The following is a 21,164-nucleotide window of genomic DNA, read 5'->3' as shown; positions in this document are numbered from 1 at the left end:
TAAATTGGAATTCAGGGATTCAAATGACAAATGTAGATGCTGATACCTGGGTTTGGGAAACGGATGCAATACCTGAAGGTCAAAAGTTTGAATGTAAAGTACTAATTAATGATGCTCAATGGGCAACCAATAATAATTGGTGGGTATATGGAGGAGAAACTATCGACATCTACCCTAATTTTTAAAATATTGAGAAGATTTTCAAAATTTAATAAGTATAAATTTTGATTCGTTATCCTTATTAATGAATATTTATCCTCTCACCTGATCTAAAAAAAACAGCCTGTTATTGGGCTGTTTTTTAATATTATCTCGATTTAAGGCCTTCAAGCACTCATTGTATGTGGAAAATAAAGGTTAATTGTGGTTCCTTTGTTATACTCACTTTCTATCTCTAGAACTCCGTTCTGTTTTTCTACAAGTTTTTTTGCTATACTCAAACCAAATCCTGTTCCTTTTTCATTTTCGGTACCCATTGTAGAAGAATTCTTTTCTGTTCTGAATAGACGAAATAAACTATCCGTATCCATACCAACTCCTTTATCCTCTATAGCTATTCGAATTTTACCTTCCATTTTTTCAGACTTTACTATAATATAAGAACCTCTATGAGAAAACTTAATAGCATTGGCGATCAAGTTTCTCATTACCGTTTCCATCATAGCAGGGTTTATCGTAATTTTTAAATCCTCAGGAAGTTTATTAATTAAACTAATTTGTTTTCGTTTTCGTTTCATATCAGAAAACTTAAATACTTTATCAACAATAGTTGCAACTTCTTTATTCTCTAACAAAACTTGAGACTGTTCTTTATACATATGCCCCCATTCTAATAAATCCTCTAATAATTGATTTCCCTTATTAGCAGATTCTTTGATCATTGCTTTAATCTTTGTTTTTTCAAGTTCATTATCAGTTTGATCAACCATATCAATTAATCCTTCCAATTGATAGAAGGGGGTTCGTAAATCGTGCCCGATAATTCTAAAAAGATCATCCTTAGATTGATTCATTTCTCTAAGTTTTTCATTCTTGATACTAATTACCCTATTTGCCTCTTTTACTTCTCGAGATAGTTTTACTAAAATTCGTTGACAGAAAAAGGCCATTAATCCACCTCCACTCACTATAACTGCATAAAAAGCAAGCTGAACTAAAGGAAGTTCAGGGTATTTGAATGCGCAAAAGCCGATAAATAAAAAATTCAAAACCAGTAATGAAATGATATGTCTAAAATGAACCAACATTCCTACTGCAAAAAGTAATAAAGACACTATAACCTCTACTTTTAGAAAAAAAGACTCTATCTCAAATAAGGGGTCATTAACTGCCCATATCATCGTTGACATCATAAGTATCACAACAGAATAAACAGATGTACCTAACAGCGTACACTTCTTAATATATGAAGCGATATATAAAATTAGGGCAATAGATACTATTACTAGATTTACAACTCCTCGATAAAAATACAAACTAACTCCTCCGTTATAGTATTCAGCTAAAGCGTCAAGAATAACACCAGGCATCACTATGAAGACAGTAGTAAATAAAACTTTATCAAATTTGAAAAGATTTTTGGTTTTTGGGGGCGAAACACTCATATCTTCTAAATTTTATTAGAAAAGCCTGGATGATTGTGATAATTTAACGATACCAATATAATACGTTTATATTAAAAAACCAAATAATTTGTGTATTTCATCCTTATAAATATGTATTTCATCGATTAAATAAAAATATATTTGTAAGAAATTTACTAAATTTTCCCTACTTTTATTGCACTTATATTCGTAAAATGAATGAAACGATATGTTACCTAACCCCTAATAAGACAAGCACTTACTTTTAACAAACACATCTAAACAATTGATTTTTAAATGTTTTTAATCATTTCACAAAGAAATTATTGAGTAAAACCATGTTGAAAAGAAATCATTGATGATACTATTATCACAAGCAGATAAATCATTTAGTTTGATGGTAAATTAAATAAGTGAAAAAATTTATTACTGCTAAATGTAGATTTTAATAAAACCCTATTTAATTGAAGAAAGAAGGGCAACCATATTAGAAATATCAGACTAGGTAATTAAGCCTTAAGCTACCATTGGGAAAGTAAGTATTACTTTTGTGCCTTTTTCTGGTTCACTATCTATAGACAATGATCCCATTTGTTTTTCGACTAGTTTTTTCACTATTCCTAGTCCATAACCAGTACCTTTTTCGTCCGCTGTTCCAGATGTAGATACAACTTGATCTTCTGAAAAAAGTATTTTTAATTGTTCAGAACTTATTCCTACACCTCTATCTTCAACAGAAATATCCACGTAGTTATTTTTAATACTACAATTTACAATGATCTTAGATTTGGGATGTGAGAACTTTATAGCATTCCCTATTAAGTTTCTAAAAACAGTCTCCATCATAGAGTGACTTATTTTTAGTTTTATATTTTCTGGCAATTCATTGATCAATTTGATCTCTTTTACACCACTTTTAAACTTAAAAAACTCAAAAGTTTTATCCACTACTCTTGCTATAGAAGCTTCCTCTAAATTTACATTAGCAGTATCCATGTTTTGCTTTCCCCAACTTAATAAGTCTTCTAATAACTCATTTCCTTTGGTAGCTGACTCTTTAATTAAATCAGCATATTGCTGTCTTTCTTTTTCATCATTACTTTCAGAAATAAGTTCAACTAATAAATTCAATTGATGAAAAGGTGTTCTTAGATCATGCCCTATAATTCTAAACAACTGATCTTTTGAAGCATTCATTTTTTTTAACTCTGTATTCTGTTGTTCTATTAAAATATTAGCTGCTTTTATTTTCTTGAAAAGTGATTGAACAAATTTCTTACCTGCATATGCTATAAAACCTCCACCAGAAACTAATACTCCACAAAAAATAAATCTCAATATTGAATGATCCTTACCGATAGTTAACGCACAACATATAATAAAAAGAATATTTATCGTGTTTAATATAAAAAGATGTTTTGCATGGATTAAAGTTCCTGCAGCAAATATGACAGTTGCAAAGATCATCTGAACATGAATAAAATTATATTCAAAGGCAAAATCGGGATCAAAATAACCAAGAATAAATGTATAATCTATAGCAAATCTAATAGTATATAAGGACATTACTATTAACTGCTTTTTGGTTATTGCAGAGAATTTTAATAAAACAAGACCTAAAATTAAAATCGACACATTAGTCACATCTCTAAAAAAGTATTGACTCCATCCAGTATTTAGATATTCAATGTACCCATGAAGCGATGTCCCAGGAAGTATTACGAAGAAAAACGGTGCCAATACTCTATCGTATTTTTGCTCACCTAGAAATCCTGACAAGTTCAACTTCATAAAATTCAATTAATTTTTTTTCAAATCGATATAAATCGAAATGTTATTGAATCGACAAATATACCAAAATCATCGACAAAAAACACAATTGTGTTAAAAAAATGCAAAAAAACGTAAGCACAGTACTTACAAAAAATATACACATTTTAATTTTTTAAAATATTTTGTAGGTATGTCAATTGGTTTTCGTCTAAGCACCTAACCAATGCATATAATGATGAAACATCTGCTATTTATAGTTAGTACGCTATTATTCTTTTCTTTCCAAACCTCTTATCAGAAAGAATATCATCGAGAATATTACAGCGATGGTTCTATTAAAGCAGAAGGCTGGAAAATAAACAATCAAAAAACAGATTATTGGTATTCCTACTATCCAGATGGCAATGTTTTAGAAAAAGGACATTTCAAAAACAATAAAAAACAAGGGTATTGGTATTTTTATTCTTCTGAAAATAAACTATTGAAAGAAGGGCACTTTATAAACAATAAAGCTGAAAAATGGTGGATAATTTACGATATTGCGACCATTAACAAAAAAGATCGAGTTACCAGAAAGTTTCAATATCGTAATAATAAGAAAAACGGATACTGCCTTTTATATAAAAATGACAAGCTCTTTAAAGCAGAAAAATACATTGACAACCAAAAAATGGGAGAATGGACAGATGTTTTTAGCTTTAAAAAAGACAATCCCAATGCTTCCTTATAAATGAATCCTATAATTAAAGTTATCATACCGGCCTTCAATGAAGAAGATTCCATAGGCCATGTAATTAATGAAATTCCAGATATAGTTTCTGAAATTATTGTAGTAAGTAACAATTCTACAGATGCTACGGAAACAGTAGCTAAAGAAGCTGGCGCTATAGTTCTAAAAGAAGAAAGAATGGGATATGGTTTTGCATGTTTGAAAGGACTAGACTATATAGCTTCGCAAGAGGTAATACCCGAAATTGTCGTGTTTCTGGATGGAGATTATAGTGATTATCCAGAAGAATTAACAAAAATTGTTGCTCCAATTCTTCATGAAGATATAGATATGGTGATTGGAGCTAGAGATAAAAAACTAAGAGAATCCGGATCGATGACCATTCCACAAATTTTTGGAAACTGGCTTGCAACCCGATTAATGCGACTTTTTTTTGGAGCAAAATTTACTGATCTTGGCCCTTTTAGAGCAATAAAATATGACAAACTTCTAGAATTGAACATGCAAGATAAAACGTATGGATGGACAGTAGAAATGCAGCTCAAGGCAATCAAAAAACGGTATTCCTATATTGAAGTTCCTGTGCGGTACAAAAAGAGAATAGGTGTCTCAAAAGTTTCAGGAACCATAAAAGGTGCTATCTTTGCAGGCATTAAGATTTTAAGTTGGATTTTTAAATATAGTTTTGCGTAATGGATATTACTATCATCGTTGTTTACACGTTAGCACTACTTATCATTTTCTTATACAGTTTAGCGCAGTTGAACCTACTTTTCAACTATCTTAAATCGCGTAAACTGGATAATACATCGCCTACTTACGATCTTTCTAAAGAAGAAGAAACTCCTTATGTAACAGTTCAACTTCCTGTGTATAATGAATTGTATGTAATGGAGCGATTATTAGATAATATTTCTCTATTAGAGTATCCAAAAGATAAATTAGAGATTCAAGTGCTCGATGATTCTACAGATGAATCTGTTCATACAACTGCTTCACATATTAAGAAGTTACAAGAAACAGGACTGGATATTCAACATATTCGAAGAGAAGATAGAACTGGTTTTAAAGCTGGGGCATTAAAAGAAGGTCTTAAAATTGCTAAAGGTGAGTTTATTGCGATTTTTGATGCTGATTTTCTACCAGGTAAAAAATGGTTACTTCAGACAATTCCATATTTCAAGGATGAAAAAATCGGTGTTGTACAAACAAGATGGGGGCATATTAATAGAGACTACTCTATGCTTACAAAAATACAAGCATTTGCCTTAGACTTTCATTTTACAATGGAACAAGTGGGTCGTAATTTTAAAAATCATTTCATCAACTTTAATGGAACTGCTGGTGTATGGAGAAAGAAATGTATCGAAGACTCTGGAAACTGGCAAGGGGATACGCTTACTGAAGATCTAGATCTTAGTTATAGAGCACAATTAAAAAAATGGAAATTCAAATATCTGGAAGATGTAGAAACTCCTGCAGAATTACCAGTGGTTATTAGTGCGGCGCGTTCTCAGCAATTTAGATGGAATAAAGGTGCTGCTGAGAATTTTCAAAAACTATATTGGAAATTATTAAAAGACAAAACTGTACCTTTTAAAACCAAATTTCATAGCTTCTTTCATTTGCTAAATAGTAGTATGTTTTTATTGGTATTATTGGTAGCAGTCCTGAGTGTTCCAGTAATGTACATTAAAAATAGTAACCCTATGTTTAGTTGGTATTTTAATGTAATTGCATTTTTTGCACTAAGTACCGTTATATTTTTCTTTTGCTACTGGCATACCTTCAAGAAAATCCACAGCGGTGGCTTCTGGAATTTTATTGAATATGTAAAGATGTTTTTTACTTTCTTTTCGATCGCTATGGGATTCTCCGTGCACAATTCTATGGCTGTATTAGAAGGGCATTTTGGAAAGAAAAGCGAATTTGTTAGAACTCCAAAATTCAACATTAATTCATTAAAAGATTCTTGGAAAGGAAATAAATATATAAATAAGAATATATCAGGTAATACTATTATAGAAGCGTTATTAATGTGCTATTTTGCTTTTGCATTGTATAGTGCTTTTAAGCTTCAGGACTTTGGATTATTTCTATTTCACATCATGTTATTTTTAGGTTTTGGCTTTGTGTTTTTTAAATCAGTGACTTCTAAACTGTAATGATACAACTATGGAAATACCATAAGTTTTCCATCTTATTTGTAATAGCTTGCACTCTTTTCTATTGGAGTTTTGCTTATCAATTAGAACGGACAGATTTTATAAAAATGTTTGGGCTTTGGGCGGGTTTATTTTTACTCAGCTATCAAATCATCAAAATCAATCCCAACAACATTAAATTTTTAGCAGTACTTGCTTTATTATTTAGAGTAATTTTTCTATTCGCCATTCCCAACCTTTCACAAGATTTTTATCGATTCATTTGGGATGGAAGAATGTTACTTGAAGGGTTTAATCCATATCTCTCTTTACCAGAAAATTGGATTTCCCAAAGCAATGCACCAATTGCTCAAGCACAAGAGCTATATGATGGCATGGGTACATTAAATGGCAGTCATTTCACCAATTACCCTCCTGTAAGTCAGTTTTGTTATTTGATTGCCGCAGTATTTACTGGAAATAGTATTTGGGGCTCTGCAATTGTACTGAGACTATTAATTATCCTAGCTGATATTGGAACCTTTTTTGTTGGTCGTAAATTATTACAAAGGCTTCATATTCCAGAAAATAAGATCTTTTGGTATTTATTAAACCCCTTTATCATTATAGAACTTACTGGAAATCTTCATTTTGAAGCAGTAATGATTTTCTTTATTATCTTGTCACTATACCTATTACAAAAGAGATATTGGTATTGGGCAGCAATTACATTGGCATTTTCTGTATCTGTAAAACTCATACCATTACTGTTTTTGCCTTTGTTCTTTCAAAATTTCATTTTAGAAAAAAATACTTCTTCCTTATTTAATAGGTTTTTGAAATTGATTGGTTTTTATAGCATTGTAATTATTACAACCATACTTCTCTTTGCTCCTTTTTTATCCTCAGAATTTGTTTCAAATTTTAGTAAAACCATCAGTCTATGGTTTCAAAATTTCGAGTTTAATGCCAGTATCTATTATATTATTAGATGGATAGGTTATCAAACTATCGGTTGGAATATCATTGGTACAGTTGGTAAAATTTTACCTCTAGTGACAATTGGTATTCTGTTACTACTCACATTTCTAAGAAAAAATAAAGATACAACACAGTTAATTACTGTAATGATGATAGGCATCTGTAGCTATTATTTTCTATCAACTACTGTTCATCCATGGTACATAGCGGTTCCTTTGGTTCTATGTATATTTACAAAATATAAATTYCCAATTTGGTGGTCTTTTATTATTATCTGTAGCTATACAGCCTATATCAATCCTGATTTTAAAGAAAATTTATGGTTTGTTACTCTAGAATATAGTACCGTATTTGCTATTTTTATTTTCGAAGTAATTAAAAATACTTCAAGAGTTTCATTAAAATCTATTTATAATTGATTTTCAATAAGTTTACTAATATAATAACTTGCATTTGTTTACTGTTTAGTAGCTTTCTTTTTTCTCAAGATAGTAAAACTGTACTTACGTCATTATCTAACAGTTGGGATATGTGTAAATATATGACCACCAAGCATTATTGTGAAAACAATGAAAGTCGTTTAAACTGCAAATATCAGATTACATTTTCCAAAAACCAGTATATTATTTATGAGAACTCAAAAAAAATAGATGCTGGTAATTTTGAAATAGAGCACCAGTATGATCAGGTATATTTCATTAATTTTGATTCTTCATTACAAGATGAAATTTCGGGTATATTGGGAACTTCAACAATTCGACTTCATGATCAAAAAGAAGAAGGCTTTGTTCTATTTGCAGAGCAAACATCTGATCTATATGTGTTAAAAAAATAAGTTATCATCTTGAAAATTAATTTCAAAAAAATAGGAAGAAGATTACTACGCACCTTTGCAGTTATATCAATATTAATTATTTCTGGATATATTTTCTTGTATGTAAAACAAGAACGTTTCTTTTTTAATCCTAAAGTTTTAGCAAAAGATTATGCATATTCTTTTGATCGACCTTTTGAAGAAATTAGTATCGATGTGGAAGATGATGTTACTTTAAATGCCCTCTTATTTAAAACAGATTCCGTAAGCAAAGGGTTGATATTATATTATCATGGAAATGCTGGGGCCATTCACGAATGGGGAGAACGTGCGTATTTGTATACAGAAAACAAGTTTGATGTGCTATTTGTAGACTATAGAGGTTACGGTAAGAGCGATAGTTTTTATGAAGAGGAGTCTGAATTATATAACGATGCTCAAAAAATATATGATTACGCTTTAACTCGCTATAAAGAAGAAGATATTATTGTTTTAGGTTTTTCATTAGGAACAGGTTTTGCTTCCTATGCAGCTTCTAAAAACAACCCGAAACTTCTCATTCTTGAAGCACCCTATTATGCTTGGAATGAGTTTATAGCGAATGTAGCTCCTGTCCCTCAATCTTTAATTAATTATGAAATTCCTTCTTATAAATTCTTAGAAAAAGTAAAATGTCCTATTCACATATTTCATGGGGCTAGAGATTTTTTAATTAAACCCGAAGAACATTCTGAACGATTACAAAAGTTATATCCAAATAAAATTGAACTCTCACTTATTAAAGGTGCTGGCCATAATGGCATTTATTTTTCGAAACAGTATTACGATGAGTTACAAGAATTGTTGGCTGGATATTGAGTTATGAAACTACTCTTATAATTGCTAAATCATCTGTTAAGACCTGATCATATTTAGACTCCAAATCCCGAACTTTCTTCTCCAAAAAAATGGTACTATCGATACCTTGTTGATCTCTTAATAAAAAATCTAAAACCTCTTTTTCAGTTTGCTGCTTCTTAGGATTTTTAAAATTTTTAAAAGAAAAGATTCCATCAGTTGCCATGGATAAATCCTTAAAACCTACTATTGATAGTCTTTGTTCTTGCAATGAGTGCCAAGTATTAAAATCTTCATGTAAATGATATCCCAAATAATCAGGTTTATCGTTTTGTTCGAATTCTAACAAATCACCATCAAAGTAAATCAAACCATCACCAATTGCTAAAAACTCACCATTAGAAGTATCTTCATCTACCACACCTATAATTAGAGTAGAYAATAATTCTTCAGTTTCCAACCCTAAATTATTTTTAGTGGTTTTTAATTGCAGGAAAAGCTTTTCTAAAATTTCTTGTAATAAGACTGCTAATTTTTTGGAAGTTTTATTCAAAAATTCTTTGTAAAATTCTTCTTTAGCAATGTTTCTAAGGATTTTTCCAATAAGAATGGAAGCAAATACAGATTCTTTCCCCATAGTGCAGCCATCCATCACAGCAACTATGAACTTATCAGAACTAATTTTCTCGACTACTAAAAAATCTTCGCAATAATTGGTGTGAAAGTTCCCAATTTTTAAGGTAGAGTATATCTTCATATATATAACTCCACAAAAATACAGAAACTTAATTACATCATTCTCAAATTAATCACTTCTTGTTCGGTAAGTATTCTCCAATGACCTCTTGGGAGATCTTTTTTGGTTAATCCGGCAAAAATAACCCTATCTAGTTTTATCACTCCATAATTTAGATGTTCGAATAATTTTGTTACGATTCCATTTTTGGAGGACATTAACTGTATACCAACTTCATTTTTAGAAGCACCTTCGATATATGAGATTTCGTCTACTTGAATAAAACCTTCCTGGAGTTTGATGCCTTTTTCTATTTTTTGAAAATCTTCAAACTTCAAATTACGATCCAATTCTACATGAAAGATTTTACGAACACCGGTTTTGTGATGGGTAAGTTTTTTTTCTAAATCCACATCGTTGGTAAAAAGTAATAATCCAGTCGTATTTCGCTCCAACCTTCCTACGGGTTTTAGTCTAGCCTTAGAAGCATTAGCTACTAAATCCATTACTGTCTTTGTTTTTTCAGGGCTAGTAGTAGTAATAAAACCTTTAGGTTTATTAAGTAAGACATATTCCTTTTTTTCAGGAGTAATCAATCTACCATCAAACTTTACCTCATCCGTTAACTTTACTTTGTAGCCCATTTCGGTTACAGGCTTACCATTTACCCAAACACTTCCAGTTTGTATATATAAATCGGCATCTCTTCTAGAACAAACACCAGAATTAGCAACAAACTTATTTAATCTGATTTCATCAGAATCTGAAATCTTCTTTGGTCGATTACTTGTATTTCGTGCAGAGGCATTACCTTTCGTATAAGAATTTCTTTTAGGTTTCCCTCCTTTTTTTCCACTTCCTCTTCCTTTTTTGGAATTGTCTCCACGACTCATATCTTACATTTTTTGCAAAGATAGTTGTTTCGTTTTTAGGAATAACAATATTTAGTCTTCATCCAACCAAACAGTACTCTGACGTTCTCTATTTACACTTAACTGAGTTACATCTGGTCTGGAGTAATGCCCTACGGGATCAAAATTCTGACGCTCCTGCAATACACGATTAAAATCTAAGGTTTCTATAAGTAATCCTTCTTTATGAAGTACTGGTTCTAATATCCATTCTCCATCAGGGCCAGCAATACAAGAGCCTCCATTTCCTAATACGTCTGGTGCTTTTTTCAAGATCTCTTCTAAATGAGGAGTAGTTGATGGAAAATCTTCTTTACGCATTAAACTAGAAACCGAAATCACATAAGACCTTGATTCTCTAGCGATGAATCGAGTAATATCTTTGGTATTATAATCACTTCCTGGCCAAACAGCTACATGCAAGTTTTCTCCTTGTCCGTATAATGCGACTCTTGGCAAAGGCATCCAATTTTCCCAACAATTTAATCCTCCTACAGTAAATGCCTTTAATGGATGAACACGAAGTCCATTACCATCTCCTGGAGACCAGGTAAGTCGCTCTTCATATGTTGGTTGTAATTTTCTATGTACTGATTTTATCTCTCCTTTTTGATCTATATAAACTAAAGAAGCATATAAACTATGCCCTCCTCTATCTAAAGGCCTCTCTATAATACCCAGATATATAGCCAGCGAATGTTCTCTTGCTAACTTACAGATAGAATCCAAATCTCCTTGTTCTATAATTACTGCATTCTGAGCATAATGCGCATGAATTTCTTTTTGAATCTTATTATCAAACTGTGCACCATCCGTAAGCGAAACCCAAAAAGGATATCCAGGAAGTAATGTTTCTCCGAACACAATAAGCTCCGCATTCTTTGAAGCTGCCTCTATAACTGAATTTTCTATTTTTTTAATAGTTGCTTTTTTATCTAACCAAATAGGTGATATCTGTGCTAAGGCAACAGTAAGTAATTGATTATTCATCTAGAATCCTGATTTTATAAATTAGTTTATATACTTTTTTAGAAGTATTATGATTTTAGTTAACGAATAATTAACATTCAAAAAACTGTATTTCAACAAGTTAATCAACACATCCTACTTTACGGCTAAACCATCACGTAACCTTAAGTTAACATTAGAAGCTGTCGAAAAATTAAACTATTCGCATTCTTCCACTTGACAAGTATGAGAATTTAACATCAAAAAAATCAATCTGCTTTTATACTTCTAAAGTAAACATATAAAAAGTACTTATTATTCAAAGTTCAATTTATGTTAAAACCAACTTCTTTTTACATAATGGTAAACCTAACAATACATTCTAATAAAATGCAAACTCACAAAAAACTATTTATCAGATCTAAATTTGTCCTGTAAAGTTTAAGCAAACAATATCTTAAAACTCAAACCAAAAACACGTAAAAAATGAAAAAATTAATTGTATTAGCCGTAGCTATTTTAACATCTACTCAGATTTTTGCAAACGACAAAAAAGCTGAGGAAACTAATGAACAAAAATTAAGAAGTGAAATTGCACTTTTACTTAAAAGGCCAGAGATCAAATTGGACACTGATGAAATCAAAGCTAACATTGAATTTATCGTAAACACAAATGGAGAAATTGTAATCCTTACCGTTGATTCTGAAAAAGAAGCAATAGAAGAATACGTTAAATTTAGATTAAACTATAAAAAAGTTGGTGATAATATCAATAAAACCGGCAACAAAGTATTTAAATTAAAACTAAAAGTATTAAATCCAGAAGCTTAGTAGAAATACTAACATATTGCGCACCTAATGAAAGCAGTTATGTAATCAAAACATAACTGCTTTCTGTTTTATTATTACCAAAGTAATCTATCAAGTATCATATTCACATCAATAAGAACGATGCTAAATACACCTGAAACAATAATAAATTTCAGGATATTATGCAACCATACATAATGTGTCTTTTTATCTGATTTCCATAGTGCAATTAAAAACAAAAGCAACAACAATAAACATGCGTAAAAATAAAGGTTCATCAACCCTATTTCATATGAAGTAAGCAATAAATAAATTGGAACACAGGAAGCTAATACAAGAATGCTGATTAATATTTTTGATGTAGACTCCCCATACATAATAGGAATGGTTTTGTAATTTTGAGCCATATCCCCTCTTAAGTTTCCGAGGTCTTTTACCACTTCTCTCATTACTAACATTAAGAATAAAAAAGTAGCATGTACAAAAATGACCTCATCAAAATTCTTATAGTAAATAAATACTGCAAAAAAAGGAGTAATAGATAATGTAGATGCTACAAAATTTCCTAAAAAAGGTTTTCTTTTCAGCTTATGAGAATAAAACCAAATTCCAAATACGTATAAGGAAAAGAACAATACAGCTTTAAATGAAACGTAACTAGCTAAAATAACCGAAAGAAAATTCAGCACAAAATATCCAGTTAGTTTGGTTTGCTGACTTACCAAACGATCTAACATTGTTTTTTGAGGCCTATTAATCAAGTCCTTTTCTCGGTCATAAAAATTATTGATAATATATCCAGCTGCAATAACTCCTGCAGAGGCTAACACAATAACAAACAAGTCTGTATCAAAGAGCACCTCTCGTAGAGGAATATCTGGTGCTAAAATAAATATAGAAGTAAGGTATTGGGCGATAACAATAATAAGAATATTATAACCTCTAACAATAGAAAATAGACTCAATAGCTTAAGAAGAATGAGTTTATTTTTTCTGGAAAACATCGTAATGGAGATGCTTTTAGAAGTTATATACCACTTCTAATTTATAATCCTTTAGTGCAGATTGTGCTTTATCTAAATCCTGGGTAAAACCTAAAATATAGCCTCCACCACCAGAACCACATAATTTAAGATAGTAGTCATTAGTTTCGATACCATTTTTCCATAATTCATGGAATTGTTGAGGAATCATCGGCTTAAAATTATCGAATACTACATTTGATAATTGTTTGATATTAGAGAATAATGATTTTATATCTCCTTTTAGGAAATCATCTACACAAGCATCAGTATGCTTGACAAATTGGTTTTTAAGCATCGTACGGAATCCTTCTTGCTTCATATTTTCCATAAAAATACTTACCATTGGTGCAGTTTCACCAACAATACCACTATCTAATAAGAATACAGCTCCTTTTTTATGATCAACACTCTGAGAAGGTATCCCTGCTGGTTCGATATTATCTTTGGAATTAATTAGTATAGGAAGACTCAGATAACTATTTAACGGATCCAATCCAGAACTACTTCCATGAAAAAAGGACTCCATTAATCCAAAAATTTCTTTCAGCTTCAGCAGTTTATCACGAGTAAGGTTTTCTAAAACTGTTATTTTATCCTCAGCATACTTATCATATATTGCAGCTACTAAAGCTCCGCTACTACCAACTCCGTATCCTTGTGGAATACTGCTGTCAAAATACATTCCTGCTGCAACATCAGCTTTCAATTTTTCTAAATTGAAGGTCACAACATCCGTATTCTGAATTTCTTCCAGATAACTTGCAAACCCTTGTAAACTCTTATTGGATTTAATCGCTTGTTCATCGGGGTTGTCTGAAACTTTTAGAGCACCCTTATAAAAATTATATGGTATAGAAAGGCCTTTAGAATCTTTAATAATTCCATATTCGCCAAATAGAAGTATTTTCGAGTAAAATAATGGTCCTTTCATCAATTTGATTTCCTTTTATCCAATTTGTCTAATTAATTAGGATAAAGTTACAACAATTTAGCACCTAATCCTATTTTGTCGCAAATATACTGTCCTTTCTGACAATACACAACTAACTCACTCTTAATGAACTCCATCACAGTATCCTTTTCCGAATGCGGATATAATACATGCACGTTAGCACCAGCATCCAAGGTAAAGCAAATTTTAGATCCAGTATCTTTTCTATACTCCCAAATTTTATGGATGACTGATAACGTATTAGGTTTCATCAAAATAAAATATGGTAGCGAAGTCATCATCATAGCATGCAATGTTAAAGCCTCACTTTCTACCACTTCAATAAACATATCTAAATCTCCAGAGATCAGAATATTTTTAAGTTTACTAACATTAGAATTTGCCTGTTCGAAACGTTTTGCAGCAAATGGATGTCCGTGCATCAAGTCATGACCAACCGAGCTACTCACTTGTTTTTCACCTTTGTCCACAAGCAATATCGTATCCTGATAATTAGTAAAGTTTTCATGAATTGAATAGGGAAACTTTATTGCATAAGCATCGCTACTTCCAGGTACTTCGTTATGATTTCCCCATACAGTGATAGGACCTTCTACACTTCTACTTGCACTTCCCGATCCTAATCGAGAAAGAAAAGAAGCTTTATTCACAAACTCTTCATCTGTCATCGAACCATTGATCCCTTTTTCTAAGTGCATTAAACAATATGCTAAGGCACTCATTCCACTTGCCGATGATGCAATACCGCTACTATGAGGAAATGTATTCTTTGTTTCAATTATAAATTTGAAATGTTTTAAAAAAGGAACATATGTTTCTATTCTCTCAAAAAAACTTTGAATTTTAGGTTTAAAATCTGGTTTTGGTTTGCCTTCAAAAAATAATTCAAACTGAAAATCATCCGTTGGATGGTTTAACTTTTCAAAATGTAAGGTTGTTTCAGTTTTGCAAACGTCTAATGTAAAACTAATCGAAGGGTTTTCTGGTAATTGTATAGGCCGTTTACCCCAATACTTTACCAAAGCAATATTGCTTGGGGATGTGCAGGAAAAAGTTCCTTTATCAGGTATTGTTGAAGGTGTTTTGGTGATAAACTGACTAAAATCTCCCATAATGCGAAAAATAATTTTGGCAAAGATAAGCGGATATGCGGTTTTAAGGGTAAACTAGTAAAAATAAATTGTTATTTTAGTGATTGACTAACTAATTCTAAATGAAGAAAAAATTACTTCGTATTGGCGTTGCTGTTTCATTATGCCTCTTAATTGGGTTTTTAAGCAGTATTGCCACTCAAACATCCATTAGCACCTGGTATGTAGGATTAAAAAAACCATCATTTACGCCCCCGAATTGGCTTTTTGCTCCTGTATGGACAGTATTGTACATTTTGATGGGAATCGCTGCTGGTATTGTTTGGAGTAGAGGTTTTTATCATAAATGGGTAAAAACTGCGTTATATCATTTTGGGTTTCAACTTTTACTCAATGCTGCGTGGTCCATTTTTTTCTTTGGAATGCGCAATCCATTGATTGCACTTGTGGATATACTTGCCCTGTTTATCCTATTATTGTTTACAATCAAGTGGTTTAAAGTTGTAAACTCAACGGCCGCTTACCTACTTATCCCATACTTGATTTGGGTTGCATTTGCGACTGCATTAAATTTTAGTATATGGCAACTTAACTAAACCAAGAATGAAGGAACAAAAATTTTTATGAACAAAAAGTCAATCGTCTTACAGACAACTTTAGAATTAATCACCAAACAAGGAATACAGGCAACTTCTCTTTCGCAAATCATTAAAGAATCCGGCGTTGCCAATGGAACCGTATATCATCATTTTAAAAACAAAGAGGAAATAATAACTGAGTTATATTTAATGCTTACACAGGATTTCGGAACTGTTGTAATGCGTAATGTCCCTGAAGATGACATTAAAAAACAGTTTTCGATTATGTGGCTTAATTTATTTCACTATTTCGTTAACAATCCTCTAGCATTCATATTTTCTGAACAAATAGCTAGATCTCCTGAAATCCCTCAATCTTTAAAAGATAAAGCAAGACAATATTACGGAGAGATTGAAAATTATTTCAAAACAGGGATTCGACAAAAAATATTTAAGTCTTACAATACTCTTGTAATGGAAGAATTATTTTTTGGAAATGTGGTATCCATTGTAAAAATACATGAAAATGAGAAGGTAAAACTACTTGATAAACATATTAATCAGGCAATAGAAATATCCTGGAAGGGTTTTCTAAGAGAATAAAATTACGATTCCCTAGATTTTATAATATATCCTGCTTTTATGATTAAGCAGGATATATTATTTCGATATGTTTTAGTTAAATACAACTTCTATACACGAATCTTTATACATTTTTTTTACAGCAACTTGTATCGCTTTCTTTGGATCTTTGGTCTTTCCTATTGACTTTCCTTTATAAAAAACACCTCCATTTCCTTTCCATGAAAACTCATCACTGTGTGACTTGATAACTCGCAAGCCATCTTTTTTAGTAATCTGAAAAGATTCTAGCTTTTGATCATATTCTAATCCAGCAGGAAAATATACTTCTGTAACAAATTTAGTATCTCCATTGCCATACATGTAGCAAACGCATTCTCCAATATCCTTTGCCTCAGAAACTCTAACCATATTGTTCTGTACAATTTTCCATCTTTCATTAATTTTTATACCAACGATATCCATAAGCATTGTTCCCTTTTCTGCCAGCTTTTTATTGATAAAAGACTCGAAATTAACAACAGCCGAGATAATTCCTGCATTTTCTTTCTGATTCTGAAAAACAATCTTGTCTAAAGTTAATTTGAAACTATAATTATCATCATTGATAATATCATCTAATTGAGAAGAAATATTCTTTTTATCATAATCTTTTCGTACCAAGGCACCTGATAAATTAACATAAACCGTATTTCCACTATATTTTTCATCAAATAATAGCAAAACACTATTTTTCTTTGCTCCTCTTTCCAGATCATTGATCTTATTTATGTAATCCATCAATAGCTTTTTTATAGGTTCAATATCTCCTGCATGAGCACTATTGAAGCTATTACAAACAAAAATAACAATAAGTATTAGTGTAATTTTTTTCATAGTATATAAGGTAATAGTTAAACCTTTTTAAGATACGAAATTTTACACAAATTTCCGAGAAGTAACCTGAGAACTTAGTCCATTAACAAGCTTAATTCCAACAACTTATTTAATGTTTTTAAATTCCTTGTGGTCGCCTGACATTTCAACTTTCGTTCGAAAAAATTATTATGAAGCTTTGTTTTGCCATAGCCATTTGCTGCAAATAAATAGATTACATAAGGAGTAATTTTAAATTCTTCAGGATCAAAAGAAAGATTATGCAACTCAAGTGTTGCTGCCTCATCTGGAGCATTACACAAAAGCATAAAGTACATTTTTTTATCTTCGATCTCATTATTTTTTAATCGCTCAGCAAAAGGGTTATTATTCAGAATTTCTTGTAATAAACTATCTCGAATAACCAGTACAGGAACGTCTAATCCAAACGTATCTTGAATTGTTTTATGCATTTTTTCTTCTAACATATCAATATCTTCAGATATGTCTTTAAAAATAATATTTCCACTTTGTATATAGGTTGTTACAGATTCAAATCCAACAGAAAGGAGTGCTGACTTCAGCTCTGCCATTTTAATCTTATTATGACCTCCTACATTAATTCCTCTAAGTAGTGCGATGTATGTATTCATTATTTTGATGTAATTGCTTTTGCGGCGATATAAGCGCCGGTCCAAGCATTCTGAAAATTAAATCCTCCTGTAATGGCATCAATATTTAGCACTTCACCAGCTAAATACAAGTTTTTATGATTCTTACTCTCAAAAGTCTTAAAATTAATCTCTCTAAGATCTATTCCTCCAGCGGTAATAAATTCATCTTTAAATGTACTTTTACCTTGCACTTTAAAAACACCTTTGGTTAATTCTTCCGATAGTTGATATAACTGAGACTTATTAGTGTCTGCCCATCTGGTATCATTATCAATTCCTGAAGCTAACACTAAACTTTGCCAAAGTCGTTTTGGTAATTCAAATTGAGCATACTTATAAACTTGTTGTTTTGGATGCTTACTTTTTAAAACCTTCAACATATCTAAAGCATCTTCTGTAGAATAATCCTGAAGCCAATTGACGATAATTTCAAAATTATACTTGAATGCATTTAACTCTATAGCACCCCACGCTGAAAGCTTGAGAATAGCCGGACCACTCATTCCCCAATGTGTAATTAGCAAAGGACCTTCACTAAACAACTTGGAATTTTTCACTTTTACAGAAGCATTTGTTGAAATACCAGGGAGTTCCTTAATTCTCTTATCTTTAATATTAAAAGTGAATAAAGAAGGAACAGCATCTACTGTTTGAATATCAAGCGATTTTAATTTAGCCCAAATTTTAGGATTACTTCCTGTAGCGATCATTAATTTCTTACTCTCAAAACCCCCTTGATTTGTATTGATTTTCCAATGTTCATTTTCATTATAAAAATCCTTCACTACATGATTTTTAAGAATTTGAATCCCTAATTTTCTTGCTTCTGATAAAAAGCAATCTATAATCGTTTCAGAAGAATCTGAAGTTGGAAAAATACGTCCATCATCTTCTATTTTTAATGATACGCCGTGTTTGTCAAACCATTCCATTGTATCACCAGTCATAAATGTATGAAAAGGCCCCAATAGTTCTTTCTCTCCCCTTGGATAATTTTTACTTAAAAGATTAGGTACAAACTCGGCATGCGTCACATTACATCTTCCTCCTCCTGATATTCTAACTTTAGAAAGCACTTCTTTTCCTCTTTCCAGAATTGCTATATTCAGGTTTGGATCGTTTTCTGCCACGTTTATTGCTGTAAAAAATCCAGCCGCGCCACCACCAATTATTATCAGATCATATTGCATTAAACTAAATTTGGAAAATCTGTTATGATAGTATCTATCTTAAGTTTTTTTGAAGATTTAATATCTACAGGATCATTAACAGTCCAAACATTCACCTCATAGCCTTTATCCTTTGCAGCAATTACTTCTTTTTTTTCTAATGAGCGTACTGGCGGATGAATAGCATAAGCTCCTAAACTTTCAGCTACTTTCAATACAGATGCTATATTTTTCTCCGTCAAAACTCCCAGCTTAAATTTATTTGTCGCTAATTTCACCTGAAACAATTGCGAATGATCAAAACTAGATAGTATAAAATGATCGTAATTCCATTCTGAATTTTTGATCTTACTTTCTAATAATTCAATGACTGGTATAGCCGTTCCGATACCTTTTAGTTCAATATTAAGATCACACTTTGTATCTACCAAATTGAGTACTTGATCTAATGTTGGAATTTGAAAACCTTCTTTAGTTCTATATGTATTTAATTGCTGAAGTGTAAATTCAGATACTTTACCAAACCCGTTGGTTGTTCTTTGTAAGGTTTCATCGTGGATTACCACAAGCTCTCCTGATTTACATCTATGAACATCTATTTCTATTCCATCTACTTTATGACTTAAAGCTTCTTCAATAGATTCTAATGTATTTTCCGCAACTAATCCAGCTGCACCGCGATGCCCGAATATTTTCATTGGTTCAATTTTAAATTATGATATTTAGAATATTAAAATCTCTATTAATTCATCTTTTTCAGGCTGTAATAATATCTGAAAGAATTACCTGAGTAGATGGATTACCGTGTTTAGCCAAGCGATCAATAAACCTTTGTAAATGATCACTATCCTTTACATTTATCTTCATTATTAAACACGTTTCGCCAGTAACACGACTACAATGCTCTATCTCTGAAAAACTATCAAGAGTAGCTACAAAAGAATGAAAATTTTTACTTTCTAAACTCATGTGAATGTATGCAGAAACAGAAAATCCCATCTTTTTAGGATCTATAAGTGTTCTATACCCCTTAATGACATCTGTCTGTTCTAAACGCTGTATTCGTTCACCAACTGCAGAAGCCGACAAACCGATTTCTCTTCCTATTTGAGCATAAGACGCTCTAGAGTTTTCCTTTAAATAACATAGGATCTTATGATCTAATTCGTCTTTTACCACAATCCATTGTTTTTTTAGTTAAAAAAACGTTTTCAAGGGAAATCACATATTATATCCCGCGAATCCATTTATCTACTTGCGAAGATAAGACTAAATTTACACTGTATGAGTGAGCTACTTTTACTTTAAATCATTTTCACAAAAATCATTACACATGTTCGGAATTATCAACTTTGAAGCCTTTATCATTGCAGGAATTCTTTTAAACCTAACTCCAGGAGCTGACACTATGTACATTCTAGGTAGAAGCATATCCCAGGGGAAAAAGTCAGGTGTTTTATCCGCCTTAGGGATTGCAACAGGTGCTTTAGTACATTGTTTAGCAACTGCTCTAGGCTTATCGGTACTTTTGGCAAAATCTGCATTGGCTTTTCAAATCATAAAATATGCTGGAGCCATATATTTAATATACTTAGGTATTCAATTAGTAAGATCCAAAACAGCTCAAAGTTTTGAAGTAGACAAGAATACTGAWGATCATATAAGTTCCCTTAAAATTTATTTTTCTGGAATATTGACTAATATTTTGAATCCCAAAGTAGCCTTGTTTTTCCTTGCTTTTCTACCACAGTTTATTAGTCCTGAAGCCACAGAAAATCACATCCCTTTTATCATACTAGGTTTAACCTTTGTAACCACTGGAACTACATGGTGTCTTTTTCTTGCTTTTTTTGCTGCTAAATTATCAGACCGGATACGTAGAAACTACAAAATAAAAAACTGGTTAGATAAATTTACCGGAGTTACTTTTATAGCTTTAGGTATTAAGTTAGCTTTCTCCAAACAATAATT

The 21,164-nt window shown here is 31.5% G+C and carries 24 protein-coding genes; 11 read left to right on the top strand and 13 right to left on the bottom strand.

Features of this window, described 5'->3' with window-relative positions:
* A partial coding sequence (locus GBO31_RS18610; RefSeq protein WP_219009974.1) for a hypothetical protein occupies window positions 1-185 on the top strand: 185 nt, incomplete at its 5' end.
* A 141-nt stretch (window positions 186-326) separates the two neighbouring features.
* Here the strand turns inward: GBO31_RS18610 and GBO31_RS18605 are convergent.
* Window positions 327-1,604: a sensor histidine kinase gene (locus GBO31_RS18605; RefSeq protein WP_219009973.1), complete on the bottom strand. Its 1,278-nt coding sequence runs from the start codon at window positions 1,602-1,604 to the stop codon at window positions 327-329.
* A gap of 495 nt (window positions 1,605-2,099) precedes the next feature.
* A complete protein-coding gene (locus GBO31_RS18600) occupies window positions 2,100-3,374 on the bottom strand; it encodes a sensor histidine kinase (RefSeq protein ID WP_219009972.1) in 1,275 nt (424 codons plus the stop codon).
* Window positions 3,375-3,588: 214 nt separating this feature from the next.
* Between GBO31_RS18600 and GBO31_RS18595 the strand changes: the two genes are divergently transcribed.
* From GBO31_RS18595 to GBO31_RS18570, 6 genes are all read left to right on the top strand, one after another.
* On the top strand, window positions 3,589-4,086 hold the full coding sequence (locus GBO31_RS18595) for a toxin-antitoxin system YwqK family antitoxin (RefSeq protein WP_219009971.1): 498 nt from the start codon (window positions 3,589-3,591) through the stop codon (window positions 4,084-4,086).
* Complete coding sequence (locus GBO31_RS18590) at window positions 4,087-4,779, top strand: glycosyltransferase family 2 protein (protein ID WP_219009970.1); 693 nt, start codon at window positions 4,087-4,089, stop codon at window positions 4,777-4,779.
* Complete coding sequence (locus GBO31_RS18585; protein ID WP_219009969.1) at window positions 4,779-6,251, top strand: cellulose synthase family protein; 1,473 nt, start codon at window positions 4,779-4,781, stop codon at window positions 6,249-6,251. The genes GBO31_RS18590 and GBO31_RS18585 overlap by 1 nt, the downstream gene beginning before the upstream one ends.
* Window positions 6,251-7,630, top strand: coding sequence for a mannosyltransferase (locus GBO31_RS18580; protein ID WP_219009968.1), 1,380 nt, complete (start codon window positions 6,251-6,253; stop codon window positions 7,628-7,630). Before GBO31_RS18585 ends, GBO31_RS18580 begins: the two co-directional genes overlap by 1 nt.
* A 122-nt stretch (window positions 7,631-7,752) precedes the next feature.
* On the top strand, window positions 7,753-8,046 hold the full coding sequence (locus GBO31_RS18575) for a hypothetical protein (protein WP_219009967.1): 294 nt from the start codon (window positions 7,753-7,755) through the stop codon (window positions 8,044-8,046).
* 9 nt (window positions 8,047-8,055) lie between these two features.
* On the top strand, window positions 8,056-8,883 hold the full coding sequence (locus GBO31_RS18570; protein WP_219009966.1) for an alpha/beta hydrolase: 828 nt from the start codon (window positions 8,056-8,058) through the stop codon (window positions 8,881-8,883).
* Window position 8,884: 1 nt separating this feature from the next.
* Here the strand turns inward: GBO31_RS18570 and GBO31_RS18565 are convergent, their stop codons facing one another.
* The 3 genes from GBO31_RS18565 to GBO31_RS18555 are packed head-to-tail and all read right to left on the bottom strand — an operon-like array spanning window position 8,885 to window position 11,499.
* Entirely contained in the window at window positions 8,885-9,619 is a 735-nt protein-coding gene (locus tag GBO31_RS18565) for a protein phosphatase 2C domain-containing protein (protein ID WP_219009965.1), read from the bottom strand.
* A gap of 32 nt (window positions 9,620-9,651) precedes the next feature.
* On the bottom strand, window positions 9,652-10,491 hold the full coding sequence (locus tag GBO31_RS18560; RefSeq protein WP_219009964.1) for a pseudouridine synthase: 840 nt from the start codon (window positions 10,489-10,491) through the stop codon (window positions 9,652-9,654).
* Between the two features lie 51 nt (window positions 10,492-10,542).
* On the bottom strand, window positions 10,543-11,499 hold the full coding sequence (locus GBO31_RS18555; RefSeq protein ID WP_219009963.1) for a carbon-nitrogen hydrolase family protein: 957 nt from the start codon (window positions 11,497-11,499) through the stop codon (window positions 10,543-10,545).
* Window positions 11,500-11,943: 444 nt separating this feature from the next.
* On the opposite strand from GBO31_RS18555, the gene GBO31_RS18550 reads away from it, so the two are divergent.
* Window positions 11,944-12,288 carry a hypothetical protein gene (locus GBO31_RS18550; RefSeq protein ID WP_219009962.1) on the top strand — a complete coding sequence of 115 codons (345 nt, stop codon included), beginning with the start codon at window positions 11,944-11,946 and terminating at the stop codon, window positions 12,286-12,288.
* A 74-nt stretch (window positions 12,289-12,362) separates the two neighbouring features.
* Here the strand turns inward: GBO31_RS18550 and GBO31_RS18545 are convergent, their stop codons facing one another.
* The 3 genes from GBO31_RS18545 to GBO31_RS18535 are packed head-to-tail and all read right to left on the bottom strand — an operon-like array spanning window position 12,363 to window position 15,356.
* Window positions 12,363-13,271 carry a geranylgeranylglycerol-phosphate geranylgeranyltransferase gene (locus tag GBO31_RS18545; RefSeq protein WP_219009961.1) on the bottom strand — a complete coding sequence of 303 codons (909 nt, stop codon included), beginning with the start codon at window positions 13,269-13,271 and terminating at the stop codon, window positions 12,363-12,365.
* Window positions 13,272-13,287: 16 nt separating this feature from the next.
* A complete protein-coding gene (locus GBO31_RS18540) occupies window positions 13,288-14,223 on the bottom strand; it encodes a mevalonate kinase family protein (RefSeq protein ID WP_219009960.1) in 936 nt (311 codons plus the stop codon).
* A gap of 47 nt (window positions 14,224-14,270) precedes the next feature.
* Window positions 14,271-15,356 (bottom strand): diphosphomevalonate/mevalonate 3,5-bisphosphate decarboxylase family protein, encoded by a 1,086-nt coding sequence (locus tag GBO31_RS18535; RefSeq protein WP_219009959.1) that lies wholly within the window; start codon window positions 15,354-15,356, stop codon window positions 14,271-14,273.
* A gap of 101 nt (window positions 15,357-15,457) precedes the next feature.
* Here GBO31_RS18535 and GBO31_RS18530 point away from each other — a divergent pair, with 101 nt between their 5' ends.
* Window positions 15,458-15,931: a TspO/MBR family protein gene (locus GBO31_RS18530; RefSeq protein WP_219009958.1), complete on the top strand. Its 474-nt coding sequence runs from the start codon at window positions 15,458-15,460 to the stop codon at window positions 15,929-15,931.
* Between the two features lie 27 nt (window positions 15,932-15,958).
* Entirely contained in the window at window positions 15,959-16,516 is a 558-nt protein-coding gene (locus GBO31_RS18525; RefSeq protein WP_219009957.1) for a TetR/AcrR family transcriptional regulator, read from the top strand.
* A 72-nt stretch (window positions 16,517-16,588) separates the two neighbouring features.
* On the opposite strand, the gene GBO31_RS18520 is transcribed toward GBO31_RS18525, so the two are convergent.
* The 5 genes from GBO31_RS18520 to GBO31_RS27325 all read right to left on the bottom strand — a co-directional run bounded on the left by GBO31_RS18520 (window position 16,589) and on the right by GBO31_RS27325 (window position 20,372).
* Window positions 16,589-17,371, bottom strand: coding sequence for a hypothetical protein (locus GBO31_RS18520; protein WP_219009956.1), 783 nt, complete (start codon window positions 17,369-17,371; stop codon window positions 16,589-16,591).
* Window positions 17,372-17,445: 74 nt separating this feature from the next.
* Window positions 17,446-18,003, bottom strand: coding sequence for a DUF1697 domain-containing protein (locus GBO31_RS18515; RefSeq protein ID WP_219009955.1), 558 nt, complete (start codon window positions 18,001-18,003; stop codon window positions 17,446-17,448).
* Window positions 18,003-19,214, bottom strand: coding sequence for an NAD(P)/FAD-dependent oxidoreductase (locus tag GBO31_RS18510; protein ID WP_219009954.1), 1,212 nt, complete (start codon window positions 19,212-19,214; stop codon window positions 18,003-18,005). The genes GBO31_RS18515 and GBO31_RS18510 overlap by 1 nt, the downstream gene beginning before the upstream one ends.
* The gene (locus tag GBO31_RS18505) at window positions 19,214-19,891 is read right to left on the bottom strand and encodes a glycerophosphodiester phosphodiesterase (RefSeq protein WP_219009953.1); all 678 of its coding nucleotides are present in this window, start codon (window positions 19,889-19,891) and stop codon (window positions 19,214-19,216) included. Before GBO31_RS18505 ends, GBO31_RS18510 begins: the two co-directional genes overlap by 1 nt.
* A gap of 58 nt (window positions 19,892-19,949) precedes the next feature.
* On the bottom strand, window positions 19,950-20,372 hold the full coding sequence (locus tag GBO31_RS27325) for an Lrp/AsnC family transcriptional regulator (protein WP_219009952.1): 423 nt from the start codon (window positions 20,370-20,372) through the stop codon (window positions 19,950-19,952).
* A gap of 154 nt (window positions 20,373-20,526) precedes the next feature.
* On the opposite strand from GBO31_RS27325, the gene GBO31_RS18495 reads away from it, so the two are divergent.
* Window positions 20,527-21,162: a LysE family translocator gene (locus GBO31_RS18495; protein WP_219009951.1), complete on the top strand. Its 636-nt coding sequence runs from the start codon at window positions 20,527-20,529 to the stop codon at window positions 21,160-21,162.
* Window positions 21,163-21,164: the final 2 nt, after the last annotated feature.

The organism is Aquimarina litoralis (genome assembly GCF_019295435.1).
GTDB classification, from domain to species: domain Bacteria; phylum Bacteroidota; class Bacteroidia; order Flavobacteriales; family Flavobacteriaceae; genus Aquimarina; species Aquimarina litoralis_A.
Note: the sequence above shows the minus strand (reverse complement) of the source record. Positions and strands in the feature narration are given on the sequence as shown.